Genomic DNA, 10,900 nt, shown 5'->3' on the forward strand with positions numbered 1-10,900 from the left:
TCGTATCTATCGACGCCTTCAAACCATTTCTTTTCATCTGGCATTTCGAACAGCATATTCCGGCAATGCGGGCAGCACGGAAGGCCGTCTCGGTTTCCTACTTTGTCAATGCCGTCCCACCATGTGCAGCGGGCCCCATAGGGGATTCGGGTATCTTTCATGGCTGGATGCTCCTGAACAGTTTGCGCGGCGGCAAGGATTTGGAACTCGGCGCGTGCACCTTCTCGGCCTTGCGAAAGCCAGGTGACTTGATCTGGCCTTTCGCCCGTTTCATACCGAGGTGCTTTTCCTCGCGGCTTTTAGCCTTTGCGATAACAGCGACATCGATTTTTGTTTTCGATTTGTGGCAGCATTCGACACCGAGCAGCTGACCATCGTCGGCCGTCAGCTTGCGGCTCTTCTCGATCTCAAGGCCATCCGGCTTGATGTGGTCGACGTGATACGGCTTCTTGCCGAGGATCAGCCCGCAGCCTTCACAGAAGACGCCGTGAACCGGATGCATTGCCCGCTTCACGATCTGGGCATAGACGGTCTTTGTGAACTCGCGCCGGGCCATTATGCAGCCCTCACTTTTGAGCGCTTCATAAAATCGCCGAACTTGAGTTCGCTCCAGCAATCCGAAACTTCGAGGTAGTAGCTATACCGCGCTGCTGATCTGGACTTCGCTGGCACGATGCGGGTGTAACCATCGAACTCAACAACGAACGCCTTCCAAGGTTGTTCTTGCTTCGCCAGATAGTCGGACAAAGCCCAACGTCCGGTTTCGGTCACGGCGAAATATGCCATGTCGTCACGCTGGCCGAGCTTTTCCCAATTGGGGGAGGCGCTGAACTCGGCCTGCTTTGTTCCCGAGCTTGTGGCGAAATAATTCCGGTGCGATTCGAGAAGAGGGAAGATGGGTCGACCTAATGCATGATCGATATGGTCTATGCTCTTATCGTGGAGGTACCGGTTGACGCTCGGATTGTTCATGCTGCGGCCCTCGCTTGTTTGCGAACGGTCTTGATCAGCTTGCCGCCCACCTTGAAGACGCGAACGATCTTGGCTTTCTCGCACTCGAATGAATGATTGCCGACGCCGTCAGGATCCGGGACAACTGCACCTATTGGCTCGACCTCGTAAACTCTGCCACGGATGTCAGTGTGCAGGCAGGCGCAGATGAATGCAGCTTCCATGTTCGTGGTGACGTAGACGCGATCCCGTCGGCAAACCGCGCCAGCGCCATAGGATGCAGTCGAAGGAGCTCCGGTTTTCTCCGGCGGCAAGACGTGTTGTCCCACACGCAACCCACCGAAGCCGCCATGGTAGTATTTGACGGCTTCCATCACTCTTTCCCTTCCATGCGATCGAAGAACTCGCGATCTTCGTTCCGGATGTCGCGGAGATGGTCAGGATCCGGTTCTGCCTTGACCGGCTCGCCTTTGCACCAATCACAAACCCGCTCGCATAGATCACAGCCGCCCTCGGGATCGACGCAGCCAATCTCGTCTAAGCAGCAGTAGATGACACCTTCGCCAGCGCAGTTTGAACAGTATTCATCGATCTCGCGATCATCATCTGGGCTCGCGAGCTTCCATTCGTCATAACCTGGCAAGCCCGTCATGCCGCCACCTCGTCGATGTTCTGCTTGATGACGTCGAAGGAGACAGCGACAACCCACGGGTTAGCGTCAGCAGCACTAGCGCCGTTAATGTTGCCCCAAAGGGCGAAATAGGCGTCGGATGCCGTCTTAAAACCTTCGTCGTCGCAGCCGTCGTAAAAGTACCGATGGGCGGTCTCTTCGACGTGAACTCCGCCGGCACAATGCGCGCCTATGATGACGTTCTCGCACGCAATGCCTTCTGCCAAAGCATCGGCTTCGCTGCAATCCTGCAGACGCTCTATGCGAACATCGGTAACGATCAGAGTAAGGCGTGACACAATTCGGCGCATGAACAACGATGGCCGCCAGCGTAGGGCTTCCGGTTGGACGCTATCCGCGCGGTAATAGACATGTCTGCGAAGATCGGGGCAGGCATGGATATCGTCTTCATTGTCACCAACCAGCGCGTGGGTCTCTTTCACCCAGAGCCGGTCGCCAATCTCAAAGCGAACTGGAACCTTTGCCAAGCAACCGGTGTTGGAGGCGATGGCATAGATACCGTCGTCGCCAAGCTCCATGTCTAGGACGCCAGTCGACCATTTCGGGGCTTTGATAATCCGGCGCGTCTGGAACTTGCGGCCGTCAAGCAGTGCGCGAACCATAGGAGCGCTGAACAGGGTAGGACGGTCGGTCATTGGATACCTCCGATGCGTTCGCCAACGCGCTTTTGAAACCACAATGCGGGCGGCTGATACGGCAACGGATTCTGCGTCATGTAGACGCCGACAAAGTCCGGATAATCATCGACAGTAACAATCGTCGGCAGTGGTTCGCCGGTAGCCGATTGACTGTGGCGGTGAAAAACCGATGCAGCTTTTTGCCGTACTTCTGCTATCCGATTTGGAATGCGGGTAAACAGTGCCTGAACATCCGGATGGACGATGCTGAAGCCCGATGTTTGAAGCGGGCTGGCCAGCGCCCTTTCGAGCGGACCTCTCCAATTTACGGGAGTGCCGTCCGTCCATTTGTAATCGCGGCCGATATGGTAGGATTTGCCGCATTCCATCGTGCTGTAGAGCGCAGGGTGGAATTCATCATCCTCTTCTGCCCAATCGGGGTGGCGCATTTTCGGCACCACGTGAGCTCCAACAGAATACGCATAGACTATGCTTGGCTGCGCCCATTCTGGAAGCGGGCAAAAGTATTGCCCGCCGCAATACCCCATATGAATGGGTTCTGGAGGTTGGCAGGCCTTGAACATGTCGTCCGGTATGCCAAGCGTCATAGGGGCGCTGCAGGTGCCGTCCGGATCGCGAAACACTGCCATAGCGTGAGCGCTGACTGCCGCCACGATAGCGCCGCCTTCGGCGCATGGCTCGACGACTATGGTGTCAAAGTATCGTTCATTTTCCGGACGCCGAGAATGCTGAACGATTGGTTGGAGCATCCATAAAATATCGGATCGGAAACCGGCAAACCCGAATTTCGGCTTTTCAGTATCAGCCATGGTTCACCTCCGGAAATGCATCGTGGGTAACACCGTCGAGCAAACGGCCGGAGAGTTTCTTGCCGGCGCGGATCATGCTGTGATCAGGATCAAGATCGTCGCACCACATTGGGCGATCCCAATACTGCCACTCTTCACCATCCCATTCGGCCCACTGATATCGGCTAATCTCCGGATTATCGGGCAGATCGACGGCGCCAAGCTGCGGTGCCCATTCACCGTTCTGTTTGTGGTGATAGGCGAGACCATGAGCGAGGCTCTGATCCCGGATAGAGCGCAGCCAGTCGGGATGCGTAGGACGTGCCTTGTGTCCTCCCTGGTCGGTTTCTCCGCCGCTGATCCACCATCCGATGGCGGGTAATTTTGGCCATCCATCGGCGCCGATCTTCAGCCCGCTCGCCTCATAGTGTTCGCCTTCGGAAAGCCGCTGCGGATAGGGATCGCCGGTCATCCATGGCGACAGGTCGCCGAGATCCCCAAGTAGTGGTTCGCAACTGGCGAAAAGGAATAGAGGACGGAGGCCCGCGGCAACGACCATATGAGGCAGGTTCGTTTCGACGCGCTGCCTATCCTCGATCGAGGTTCCGAAAGCGATGTTGGATGGCATGAAACCTACGATCTTCACCATCTTGACGATGTTCTGTGGGCGCTTGGTAAGCAGCAACCAGACAAGGTTTGGTGTTGCGCGGATCAGGTCGAACAGATCGCGGCGCCATTCCGGCGGCACCTGATTGTCGAACACATCAGCCAGGGAGGCGCAGAACACGAATGGCCGAGTTCCATCGGTCTCGGCTTGCCGGTTCCATTTCAGCGGCTGCTTCCAGTTTGCCGGCGCAGTCCTGACCCGTTCGCCGTGAGGTCCCCATCGGACCTTGCCATAGCGCTTATCCATCAAGGCTTCGGCGTAGCAGCCATCGCAAGCCGGTGAGACTTTGGTGCAACCCATCCACGGATTGAAGGTATGGGTAGCCCAAGAGATTGCTGTGTTCTCGGCCATCAGTTTGCTTCCCAATTTTCAGCGGAGAGAACGCGATCTAGATAGCGCGCCAAAGCTGGCTCGCGCATCGCATCAAGCCGGAGCTGTTCGTGCTTGGCCGCCTGCTTTTCGATGAACTCGGCAAGGCGGGCTTTGGACCGGCGGACATGGCTCGGGGCGTAGAGGGCGGAGGTCATGCTGTCACCGGAACGAAAGCAGCCTCAAATTCTTCCACCTTTTCCATGTCGGCCTGGTAGAACACGCAGTGGTCGTTTCGATCCCAAACGACAATGGGATGTTTCATGGACTTGCACGCAGGGCCGCCGATTTCGATTTGCAAGGCAGCACGAAAGGCTTTGATGGTGTTCTCTCGCGAGTGGTCGCAGCCGATAACGACAAAGCCGCCGCCTGACATGCTGTGCATGGTGTCGCCTTCCGGCAGCAGAGCTTCTGCTTGTTCTGGCGTAAGGATAATCTGAATATCGTCGTTCATGCTGAGATCCTCGTTTGATTGGCCCAGGCTTCGAAGGCTTCGCGATCACCGTTGCAGCACGTGTATTCGGGCTTGACCGGCCCTATGAATGGACTGCGCCACTGGTGCATCGGTTCGTTCCTGCTGTAATGAGCAGGCGCGATCTGCATGCCGGGGAATTTGAAAGAGATGACTACTTGCCCCCAATGCCAGGCGCCCTTGTCCATCGTGACATAGGCGTGGTGGTGGCCGCGGTATTTGTCTGGCTCGTTGTCGCAGAACTCAGCATCCGGGAAGCGCTTCAACACGACGGCCTTATAGGCCCCGATGGCAAGCTGCTCCTGTTCCTTCCGCTTCGCTGCGCGTTTCATCGATTTCCATTTGCAGCGCGCGCAACAATAAACCGAGGTGGCCTGAGTTCCGATCACACCCTCGACGGGCAAGCCTTCTTCGTCGAGCCAATCCTCATCGATCTTTGCGCCACAGCCTTGGCATTCGAAGTGCCAGCCATGTGCGATCATCACGGAAATCGTGGGGTCTTGGTTCTCGGCGAATCTGTCGGCCCATGGCGCCCGACGACACGAGACGTAGGCGAATTCGCCACCGGCATATTCGTTTGCACCATGTCGGCGCGCTGTCACGGCATGCCTGGCAAAGACGATCCCGCCCGTGTTGTCATCGGTTTCGGTTACGGCAAAGGCTTTGAGCGCGCTCATGCTGCCTCGCTTCTGGCCGTAGCGCCACGCTCGACACCCAGAAGGTCATCGATGAAGTTGAGAACGGCTTCCTTGGACTTCTGAAACTCCGCGGCGCCCATGGCCTTCATCGACTGGCTCTTCGCCGTCATGACATGAACAACACAGTTGAGCGGAACGACCACGCAATAATCATGCAGGGGGCGGATGAAAGCGGCTACGCGCTCGGCTTCCTTTTTGTTGGCGCAGACAATCGAGCGCTCGTCACGAAACCCGGTGCGGATCAGCGCCTTTTTGCGCAGGTGTTCGACCGTCGGATACTCGCCGAGCATGGAGTCGTGCAGGTTATCGAAACCGTTCTTGACCGAAGCAAAGTAGTGATTATGCGAAACATCGGAACGTTCGCGATGCTCGACCAGCTTGTAATGCTCGCCGACAACGAAGTGTTTATCAGCCATGGTCTTGTTGAAATGGCTGGACGGGCGGAACGCGCCGTCGCCTTCATACTGGAATGAGATCGGAGGGATGTTCATGGGGCTGTCTCCAGCGCTTTGGCATCTTCGAAATTGACGATGCGCCGGGTCGAACCTGTCTCGCCATCGAGCTTTACAGTGTACTTGGCCGGTCCATACTCATAGACACCATCAATGGTGCCTTGCGCGTCGCCTTTAAAGGTCTTGATCGAGACGCGGGCGCCGATCGGCAATGGTGGCTGGATATTGTTCTCAACAGCCCAAGCCTTCTGTGCTTTTTCCACTTCGATGCTGATCTCGTAGGAATAGCCGTCGAGAATTGATGCCATATCGAGATTGCAGTCCCAGTGCGCGCGGCGATCGAGATCCTTGGCCAACTCGTAACCGTCCGCAGAATCCCCGCCGTACTGCGCAAGATCGTTGGCATGTTGATCGACCGCGTTAGCTTCGATGTGACCGGCCTTCACGAGGCGCGCGGCTATCACGGCAGCTGCGGCGAGGCGCATCTCATCATTTACTTTTGGGCGTTCTGTCATTGTCCTAAACCTTTCCGGGGCATTCGCGCCCCTTGTCTGGTTGCTAAGCCGTCACGCGCTCGTAGGCGCGTTGCATGATGTCAACGAGGCTTTCCCAATCGGGCGGGAAGAACGTCTCCTGCAGGTGAGCAAACTCGCAACGAAGCTCTTCCCAATCGCCTTCGTCCCGGACGCACGCAAAGCGGGTCTCAGCATCCTTCAGAACATCGTCCGGATTGGTGAAATCCTGCTTGGCAGGCTGTTGTTTCGATGGTGACGGTGGTGTGAGGTCCATCGTCTGCTGATCATCATCGGTTGCGATTTGAGCTTCTTCGATCTCGGTTTCGCCTTCATCATCGCCGTGATCATTGTCGAAGCCGTTGTCAGGGATAGGATCGATACCGCTCGGCTTCGTCGGCGAGGGCGGGATTAACGACGTCGCGGCCTGTTCCGGCTCGAAAATCTCGCCAGCGATCTCGCGGGCTTCATATTCGTCTGTGATACCGCCGAGGACGTCGGCAAAGAGCTCTCGCAAGCAGTAGCCAGCGGCGCGCCATTGCTGCATGCGCTGCGGATAGCGAAACCATGGCGCCTCGTTCGGCACATCACTCCACTGCTTCGTGTTCCAGTCCTGCTTTTTGACGAAGGGGCGCTCATCCCAAAGGCCAGCGCGCTTTGCGTCGGCGATCGAGAACTCTACCCGCTTCTGTTCGCCGGTATCGGCACGCTTGGCCTCACACCAGCCGACGCCTCTCGCTTCGTCATATCCGGTGCGGATATAAGCAGCTTTCTTCGAGCGTCGCGCGACATTGATGATGCCATCGCCATAAAGCGCAGGTTTCCCGCCGATGACGGTGAAGCTGCGCAAAGCAACCATGGGAGGCAAGCCAAGCTCGGCGCCGGCCATGATGGCGATAGCAACAGCGCTGACCGCATCATTGCCCGTCTTTTTGCCGACGAGAGCCTTCGGTGCCAAACCGGCCGATACGACCATTGTCGACACGCGCCAGATTTCCTCAATTGACTGAGGAACGATCGCGTTCACGGATCCGCCAACCATCAATGCTGGCGGTCTGCTGTCTGGCATTTGTGTAACGGCGTTCATGGCATGACCTCTGCGATTGACGCCTTCAAGTCGTCGATGAATTTCCGAAGACTGATGACGGATTTTTCGTTTCCCTTGATGGGATAGATGTGAGCGTACAGGCCCTCACCGAGGGTGCCGCGCAGTTGCTGAAGGTGCCAATCGACACTTTTCAGCGACTGCTCCAAGGTATTGATGCGCGAAATTGCACTCTGCATATTCGCCGCTGCGCTCTTCATGGCAGCAACAGCGGCCTTTTCCTTTGCGATCTGATCGTCGGTTTTTTCGGCATTCATTTCGGTGAAACTCCTACTGATCGACGTCGTCGAAGATTGAGCGGTTGCCATGCTCGTCGAGCATTGTCCCGTCGCGTGAGAAGACTGGAAAGCCGTTGGGATGTTTTGTCGCTCGCTGATCGTCGGTGCGCACGTCCTCTGAGACAAAGCGAAGGACGAACCGTTCGGCGCGGTCGGATTCGGTCTTGATCTCAACGATGGTGGCTTTGGTTTCGCCACGGCTGGTTGCGACGTAAACCTTCTGTCCGACCTCAACGGGAATGTCGGAGAAGAAGTCGTACAAGTTCGGGCTAAAGCCGAATTTGACGGCGACGATCGTGCGATGTGCGAGGGCGTCGCTCATGCCGCCCTCTTTTCTTCGAAGCGCTCGACACCGTCGAGTTCATGACCTGCGCGGATGGCGCGGTTGGCAAGCTGCTCGACAAGGGCCTTCATTTCAGGGTGATCCTTCAAGGCAATCAGCGCCTTGTCGTAATCGGCGATACGAGCGGAAACGAACGTGCGCAGCGCCAATTTGGAACCGGTACGACCGGCCGTGACGTTGCGAGCCTGCGCTTCCTTGTCCGCCTCGGCGGCAAGCTTGGCCAGACGTTCGGCATCAGCCTTTGCAGCCTCGTCGACCGGATCATTCGGGTTGGAAGAGATGTTTTGCGCAGCGCGCGCAGCCTCATCAGCGTCGCGCCTGGCCCTGTCGGCTTCCTCGCGTGCCTTGCGTTGGCGTTCCTGTTCCAGGCGATCCTGCTCGTTAAGATAGGCGTCCGAGGCGCGCTTGATCCTTGTGGACAGGAGTTTCGGCTCCTCCTTCAGATCCCGCCACTTCTCATCGACACGACGGCCTTCGTCGAGGCTCGGCTGCTTGTCGACCTTGTGCAGGCTAGTCGCTTTGGTGCCGATGGCAGTAAGGCGCTTTGCCCAGACGGCGGCCTTGTCAGCTTGCTCCCGCGTGGTGATAGGGGTCTTGAGAAAGTTCTCCGCGATTTCCTTGTCGCTCTCGAACTCTGCTTTCAACGCCTCGAACGGATCGGAAGGCACATTAGTCAGAACCTGCGTTGGCTCCGGTTCGCGCGGCCATGGTTTGCCGGTGCGCACTGCCTGGTAGGTCTCTTCCGAGATCGGATTGCGGCAAGCATACGTCCAGACGGTATCTGCTTCCGTGAGCTTGCCATCAACGAGGCAAATGAGTTTGCCCTTCGGATCGATCCAGATGGCGACTGTCTGCCACGGTCCATCCTTGGAGGAGCGGCGGCGGAAGAAACCGGACTTGGGATCAGCCTCCGAAACGCCGAGAGTTTTCATATGCTCGCGGGAAAGCTCGCCGCAATCACCAACGAGTTCCAATGCTTTGAAATACCATGCGTAGGGATCAGTCATTACGCTACTTCCTTCCGTTCAAAAACTGTGTGGTAGACATGCTTGAGTGCAGCGCGAACGCGGTCATCCGGCTCGTTAAGCAGTCGTTTTTCGATGTGTCCGAGCGCATCTTCGCGGGAAAGCCGCTCGATGATGGCGAGATCGGAGGCGATGCAGATCTGAGCGGCGGTCACGATGGGTCACCGTCTAATACGTGCCGGAGATCGCTATGTGTCTGTTCAAAGTCGTGGTGGAGGATGGCTGTGCCGCCTTCCTTGACCCATGCCTTGGTGTTGCGTTCGAAGTCATCGATGAGGATGTCGCCAGGCGCGTGCATGAACAGCGGCTTGTTCGTTCCGCCCATGACTGGCAGGACCAAAACATCACCTGACAGGTGCCTTCGTACCCATGCACGCTTCTGTTTGGCGACATGCTGATAGTTCGACTTTGGACATGCAGTGAGAATGATCGGCCGCATCCAAAACACTTGGCGGAAGAAGTCATAAGCACCTTCGCAGAGCGGCATATCCAAGAAGTACGAGGGATGCGCGTTGATGGTCGACCACATGTCATCATCAGCGAGACTGCGATGATCCAAATTGAAGGTCGCCGGGAAGTGCTTGTCGAAATCAGCCATGACGCCGTCAAGATCGAGATAAAGGCGTCTCATGCCGCAACCTCGTCAGCCATGATGCGGAGAGTGATCCTGCGGACCATCATCCAGCCTTCATAAGCATCGTATGTGCCGATGTAGTCGCCGTTCTTGGCGAACCAGTCACGCTTGCCTTCGACCCGTGATGGCTGGTGACGGATGGCCAGGATGGCGAGGGCGATCGAAAGATTCTTTTCAGCGGTGCTCATTTCGCACCTGCCTTCGCGTCCAGAACACGGCGCTCGGCGTACCAGCCGACCGTCATGCAATTTTCGATTTGAACGCCGTATCCTTGGCCGGTAGTCGACCAGACGTGCTGTTCCATACACTTATCGTTCGCATCCATCAGGGAGGCGGTTTCGTATACGAAGCCGTTTGCACAGCCGGACAGGAACATGGATGAGAGGATGACGCCGAGCGTCACTCCGGTGAGAAGGGCGCGGTTCATGATGCCACCGCCAGTTCTTCGGGATCGACCGGCAGTTCTTCGACTTTGACCGGATCCGGATCAACGCGGACAACCTTGCTGATCCACCACGTCGCGTAATTCCCGTCGCCAAACGACACCCACGCATGATCGTCTTCTATGGCAAGCACCGTGGCTGTACCGGTGCCACTATCAGCCCACACCGTGTCACCAACCTCGATGCGAGGATGGAGCATTTTCACATTGCCCAGTGGCGCATAGGTTTCGCCAAATCTGGGGATGTCTATTTTGACGGCATCCGCACCGTGGTAATCACTTGCGACCACTGCTTGGACAAGCACGACATCGCCTTTTCTAAATTTGGTCATGGGATCAATCTCCGCTGTCGACGGTCATGTTGAGACCGCAATGTTTGCAGGAACCGGGATGCCAGCCGCGACCGTGGTTCGCGCCGGGAGCGTCAACCTTTTCGTGTTTGCAGATCGCAAACCGAAGAACGATTGGTGTCGGAATGCTCTTCTTGGCATCCTGGTCGTACCGGCTGCCGCCATAAATGACCGCGTACCCGGTGCCGTCGAAGGTTCCCTGACCGCCCATAGAAACGGGGCTCAGGAAGAACTGCGTCCATTGCTTACGTCCAGCATCCCGGCCCTCATTACGGAGAGCCCATCCCCATTTCGGGGTCATGCTGTGTCCGCCAGAGGCGAGGTTGTTCAGGAACATGAGAGGTTCGGCTTCCTCGGTATTGGGGAGGGGAACCTTGCCTTCGACGATCGGCAATAGATCGCTCTCGATCGTGTATGCGCGCTGGCTCATTGATCCACCTGCCCGAGCGCTGCTTCACGTGTCTTGAGCGCGCTTCCAATGCTGC

The 10,900-nt window shown here is 57.0% G+C and carries 22 protein-coding genes; all 22 read right to left on the reverse strand.

What is annotated here, in order from left to right; translation table 11 throughout:
- Nucleotides 1–157 precede the first annotated feature (157 nt).
- From LB462_RS02240 to LB462_RS02345, 22 genes are read right to left on the reverse strand one after another with little or no spacing between them, the layout of a single operon-like run.
- On the reverse strand, nucleotides 158–556 hold the full coding sequence (locus LB462_RS02240) for an HNH endonuclease signature motif containing protein (RefSeq protein ID WP_224505758.1): 399 nt from the start codon (nucleotides 554–556) through the stop codon (nucleotides 158–160).
- Nucleotides 556–972 (reverse strand): hypothetical protein, encoded by a 417-nt coding sequence (locus LB462_RS02245; protein ID WP_224505759.1) that lies wholly within the window; start codon nucleotides 970–972, stop codon nucleotides 556–558. The genes LB462_RS02240 and LB462_RS02245 overlap by 1 nt, the downstream gene beginning before the upstream one ends.
- Entirely contained in the window at nucleotides 969–1,325 is a 357-nt protein-coding gene (locus tag LB462_RS02250) for an NAD(+)--rifampin ADP-ribosyltransferase (protein WP_224505760.1), read from the reverse strand. The genes LB462_RS02245 and LB462_RS02250 overlap by 4 nt, the downstream gene beginning before the upstream one ends.
- Nucleotides 1,325–1,603, reverse strand: coding sequence for a hypothetical protein (locus LB462_RS02255; RefSeq protein ID WP_224505761.1), 279 nt, complete (start codon nucleotides 1,601–1,603; stop codon nucleotides 1,325–1,327). Before LB462_RS02255 ends, LB462_RS02250 begins: the two co-directional genes overlap by 1 nt.
- Nucleotides 1,600–2,277, reverse strand: coding sequence for a hypothetical protein (locus LB462_RS02260; RefSeq protein ID WP_224505762.1), 678 nt, complete (start codon nucleotides 2,275–2,277; stop codon nucleotides 1,600–1,602). Before LB462_RS02260 ends, LB462_RS02255 begins: the two co-directional genes overlap by 4 nt.
- Nucleotides 2,274–3,089 carry a hypothetical protein gene (locus LB462_RS02265; protein ID WP_224505763.1) on the reverse strand — a complete coding sequence of 272 codons (816 nt, stop codon included), beginning with the start codon at nucleotides 3,087–3,089 and terminating at the stop codon, nucleotides 2,274–2,276. Before LB462_RS02265 ends, LB462_RS02260 begins: the two co-directional genes overlap by 4 nt.
- Nucleotides 3,082–4,086, reverse strand: a complete 1,005-nt coding sequence (locus tag LB462_RS02270) for a DUF5131 family protein (protein WP_224505764.1) — start codon at nucleotides 4,084–4,086, stop codon at nucleotides 3,082–3,084. The genes LB462_RS02265 and LB462_RS02270 overlap by 8 nt, the downstream gene beginning before the upstream one ends.
- Complete coding sequence (locus LB462_RS02275) at nucleotides 4,086–4,262, reverse strand: hypothetical protein (protein ID WP_224505765.1); 177 nt, start codon at nucleotides 4,260–4,262, stop codon at nucleotides 4,086–4,088. Before LB462_RS02275 ends, LB462_RS02270 begins: the two co-directional genes overlap by 1 nt.
- A complete protein-coding gene (locus LB462_RS02280) occupies nucleotides 4,259–4,558 on the reverse strand; it encodes a hypothetical protein (protein ID WP_224505766.1) in 300 nt (99 codons plus the stop codon). The genes LB462_RS02275 and LB462_RS02280 overlap by 4 nt, the downstream gene beginning before the upstream one ends.
- On the reverse strand, nucleotides 4,555–5,253 hold the full coding sequence (locus tag LB462_RS02285) for a hypothetical protein (protein ID WP_224505767.1): 699 nt from the start codon (nucleotides 5,251–5,253) through the stop codon (nucleotides 4,555–4,557). The genes LB462_RS02280 and LB462_RS02285 overlap by 4 nt, the downstream gene beginning before the upstream one ends.
- Nucleotides 5,250–5,765 carry a hypothetical protein gene (locus LB462_RS02290; RefSeq protein WP_224505768.1) on the reverse strand — a complete coding sequence of 172 codons (516 nt, stop codon included), beginning with the start codon at nucleotides 5,763–5,765 and terminating at the stop codon, nucleotides 5,250–5,252. The genes LB462_RS02285 and LB462_RS02290 overlap by 4 nt, the downstream gene beginning before the upstream one ends.
- Entirely contained in the window at nucleotides 5,762–6,241 is a 480-nt protein-coding gene (locus tag LB462_RS02295) for a hypothetical protein (RefSeq protein ID WP_224505769.1), read from the reverse strand. Before LB462_RS02295 ends, LB462_RS02290 begins: the two co-directional genes overlap by 4 nt.
- A 43-nt stretch (nucleotides 6,242–6,284) precedes the next feature.
- On the reverse strand, nucleotides 6,285–7,325 hold the full coding sequence (locus LB462_RS02300; RefSeq protein WP_224505770.1) for a hypothetical protein: 1,041 nt from the start codon (nucleotides 7,323–7,325) through the stop codon (nucleotides 6,285–6,287).
- The gene (locus LB462_RS02305; protein WP_224505771.1) at nucleotides 7,322–7,600 is read right to left on the reverse strand and encodes a hypothetical protein; all 279 of its coding nucleotides are present in this window, start codon (nucleotides 7,598–7,600) and stop codon (nucleotides 7,322–7,324) included. The genes LB462_RS02300 and LB462_RS02305 overlap by 4 nt, the downstream gene beginning before the upstream one ends.
- 13 nt (nucleotides 7,601–7,613) lie before the next feature.
- The gene (locus LB462_RS02310; RefSeq protein WP_224505772.1) at nucleotides 7,614–7,943 is read right to left on the reverse strand and encodes a hypothetical protein; all 330 of its coding nucleotides are present in this window, start codon (nucleotides 7,941–7,943) and stop codon (nucleotides 7,614–7,616) included.
- Nucleotides 7,940–8,971, reverse strand: coding sequence for a hypothetical protein (locus LB462_RS02315; RefSeq protein WP_224505773.1), 1,032 nt, complete (start codon nucleotides 8,969–8,971; stop codon nucleotides 7,940–7,942). Before LB462_RS02315 ends, LB462_RS02310 begins: the two co-directional genes overlap by 4 nt.
- Entirely contained in the window at nucleotides 8,971–9,144 is a 174-nt protein-coding gene (locus tag LB462_RS02320; protein WP_224505774.1) for a hypothetical protein, read from the reverse strand. The genes LB462_RS02315 and LB462_RS02320 overlap by 1 nt, the downstream gene beginning before the upstream one ends.
- On the reverse strand, nucleotides 9,141–9,620 hold the full coding sequence (locus LB462_RS02325) for a 5' nucleotidase, NT5C type (RefSeq protein ID WP_370637032.1): 480 nt from the start codon (nucleotides 9,618–9,620) through the stop codon (nucleotides 9,141–9,143). The genes LB462_RS02320 and LB462_RS02325 overlap by 4 nt, the downstream gene beginning before the upstream one ends.
- Nucleotides 9,617–9,811, reverse strand: a complete 195-nt coding sequence (locus LB462_RS02330) for a hypothetical protein (protein WP_224505776.1) — start codon at nucleotides 9,809–9,811, stop codon at nucleotides 9,617–9,619. Before LB462_RS02330 ends, LB462_RS02325 begins: the two co-directional genes overlap by 4 nt.
- Nucleotides 9,808–10,050: a hypothetical protein gene (locus LB462_RS02335; RefSeq protein WP_224505777.1), complete on the reverse strand. Its 243-nt coding sequence runs from the start codon at nucleotides 10,048–10,050 to the stop codon at nucleotides 9,808–9,810. The genes LB462_RS02330 and LB462_RS02335 overlap by 4 nt, the downstream gene beginning before the upstream one ends.
- Nucleotides 10,047–10,397 (reverse strand): hypothetical protein, encoded by a 351-nt coding sequence (locus tag LB462_RS02340; RefSeq protein WP_224505778.1) that lies wholly within the window; start codon nucleotides 10,395–10,397, stop codon nucleotides 10,047–10,049. The genes LB462_RS02335 and LB462_RS02340 overlap by 4 nt, the downstream gene beginning before the upstream one ends.
- Before the next feature lie 4 nt (nucleotides 10,398–10,401).
- On the reverse strand, nucleotides 10,402–10,845 hold the full coding sequence (locus LB462_RS02345) for a hypothetical protein (protein WP_224505779.1): 444 nt from the start codon (nucleotides 10,843–10,845) through the stop codon (nucleotides 10,402–10,404).
- Between the last annotated feature and the right edge of the window lie 55 nt (nucleotides 10,846–10,900).

This window comes from Phyllobacterium chamaecytisi (assembly GCF_020164455.1).
Taxonomy (GTDB): domain Bacteria; phylum Pseudomonadota; class Alphaproteobacteria; order Rhizobiales; family Rhizobiaceae; genus Phyllobacterium; species Phyllobacterium chamaecytisi.

Coding starts and splice junctions, on each gene's coding strand:
- LB462_RS02240 (WP_224505758.1), bottom strand. CDS start 556: ATGGCCCGGCGCGAGTTCACAAAGACCGTCTATGCCCAGATCGTGAAG.
- LB462_RS02245 (WP_224505759.1), bottom strand. CDS start 972: ATGAACAATCCGAGCGTCAACCGGTACCTCCACGATAAGAGCATAGAC.
- LB462_RS02250 (WP_224505760.1), bottom strand. CDS start 1,325: ATGGAAGCCGTCAAATACTACCATGGCGGCTTCGGTGGGTTGCGTGTG.
- LB462_RS02255 (WP_224505761.1), bottom strand. CDS start 1,603: ATGACGGGCTTGCCAGGTTATGACGAATGGAAGCTCGCGAGCCCAGAT.
- LB462_RS02260 (WP_224505762.1), bottom strand. CDS start 2,277: ATGACCGACCGTCCTACCCTGTTCAGCGCTCCTATGGTTCGCGCACTG.
- LB462_RS02265 (WP_224505763.1), bottom strand. CDS start 3,089: ATGGCTGATACTGAAAAGCCGAAATTCGGGTTTGCCGGTTTCCGATCC.
- LB462_RS02270 (WP_224505764.1), bottom strand. CDS start 4,086: ATGGCCGAGAACACAGCAATCTCTTGGGCTACCCATACCTTCAATCCG.
- LB462_RS02275 (WP_224505765.1), bottom strand. CDS start 4,262: ATGACCTCCGCCCTCTACGCCCCGAGCCATGTCCGCCGGTCCAAAGCC.
- LB462_RS02280 (WP_224505766.1), bottom strand. CDS start 4,558: ATGAACGACGATATTCAGATTATCCTTACGCCAGAACAAGCAGAAGCT.
- LB462_RS02285 (WP_224505767.1), bottom strand. CDS start 5,253: ATGAGCGCGCTCAAAGCCTTTGCCGTAACCGAAACCGATGACAACACG.
- LB462_RS02290 (WP_224505768.1), bottom strand. CDS start 5,765: ATGAACATCCCTCCGATCTCATTCCAGTATGAAGGCGACGGCGCGTTC.
- LB462_RS02295 (WP_224505769.1), bottom strand. CDS start 6,241: ATGACAGAACGCCCAAAAGTAAATGATGAGATGCGCCTCGCCGCAGCT.
- LB462_RS02300 (WP_224505770.1), bottom strand. CDS start 7,325: ATGAACGCCGTTACACAAATGCCAGACAGCAGACCGCCAGCATTGATG.
- LB462_RS02305 (WP_224505771.1), bottom strand. CDS start 7,600: ATGAATGCCGAAAAAACCGACGATCAGATCGCAAAGGAAAAGGCCGCT.
- LB462_RS02310 (WP_224505772.1), bottom strand. CDS start 7,943: ATGAGCGACGCCCTCGCACATCGCACGATCGTCGCCGTCAAATTCGGC.
- LB462_RS02315 (WP_224505773.1), bottom strand. CDS start 8,971: ATGACTGATCCCTACGCATGGTATTTCAAAGCATTGGAACTCGTTGGT.
- LB462_RS02325 (WP_370637032.1), bottom strand. CDS start 9,620: ATGAGACGCCTTTATCTCGATCTTGACGGCGTCATGGCTGATTTCGAC.
- LB462_RS02330 (WP_224505776.1), bottom strand. CDS start 9,811: ATGAGCACCGCTGAAAAGAATCTTTCGATCGCCCTCGCCATCCTGGCC.
- LB462_RS02335 (WP_224505777.1), bottom strand. CDS start 10,050: ATGAACCGCGCCCTTCTCACCGGAGTGACGCTCGGCGTCATCCTCTCA.
- LB462_RS02340 (WP_224505778.1), bottom strand. CDS start 10,397: ATGACCAAATTTAGAAAAGGCGATGTCGTGCTTGTCCAAGCAGTGGTC.
- LB462_RS02345 (WP_224505779.1), bottom strand. CDS start 10,845: ATGAGCCAGCGCGCATACACGATCGAGAGCGATCTATTGCCGATCGTC.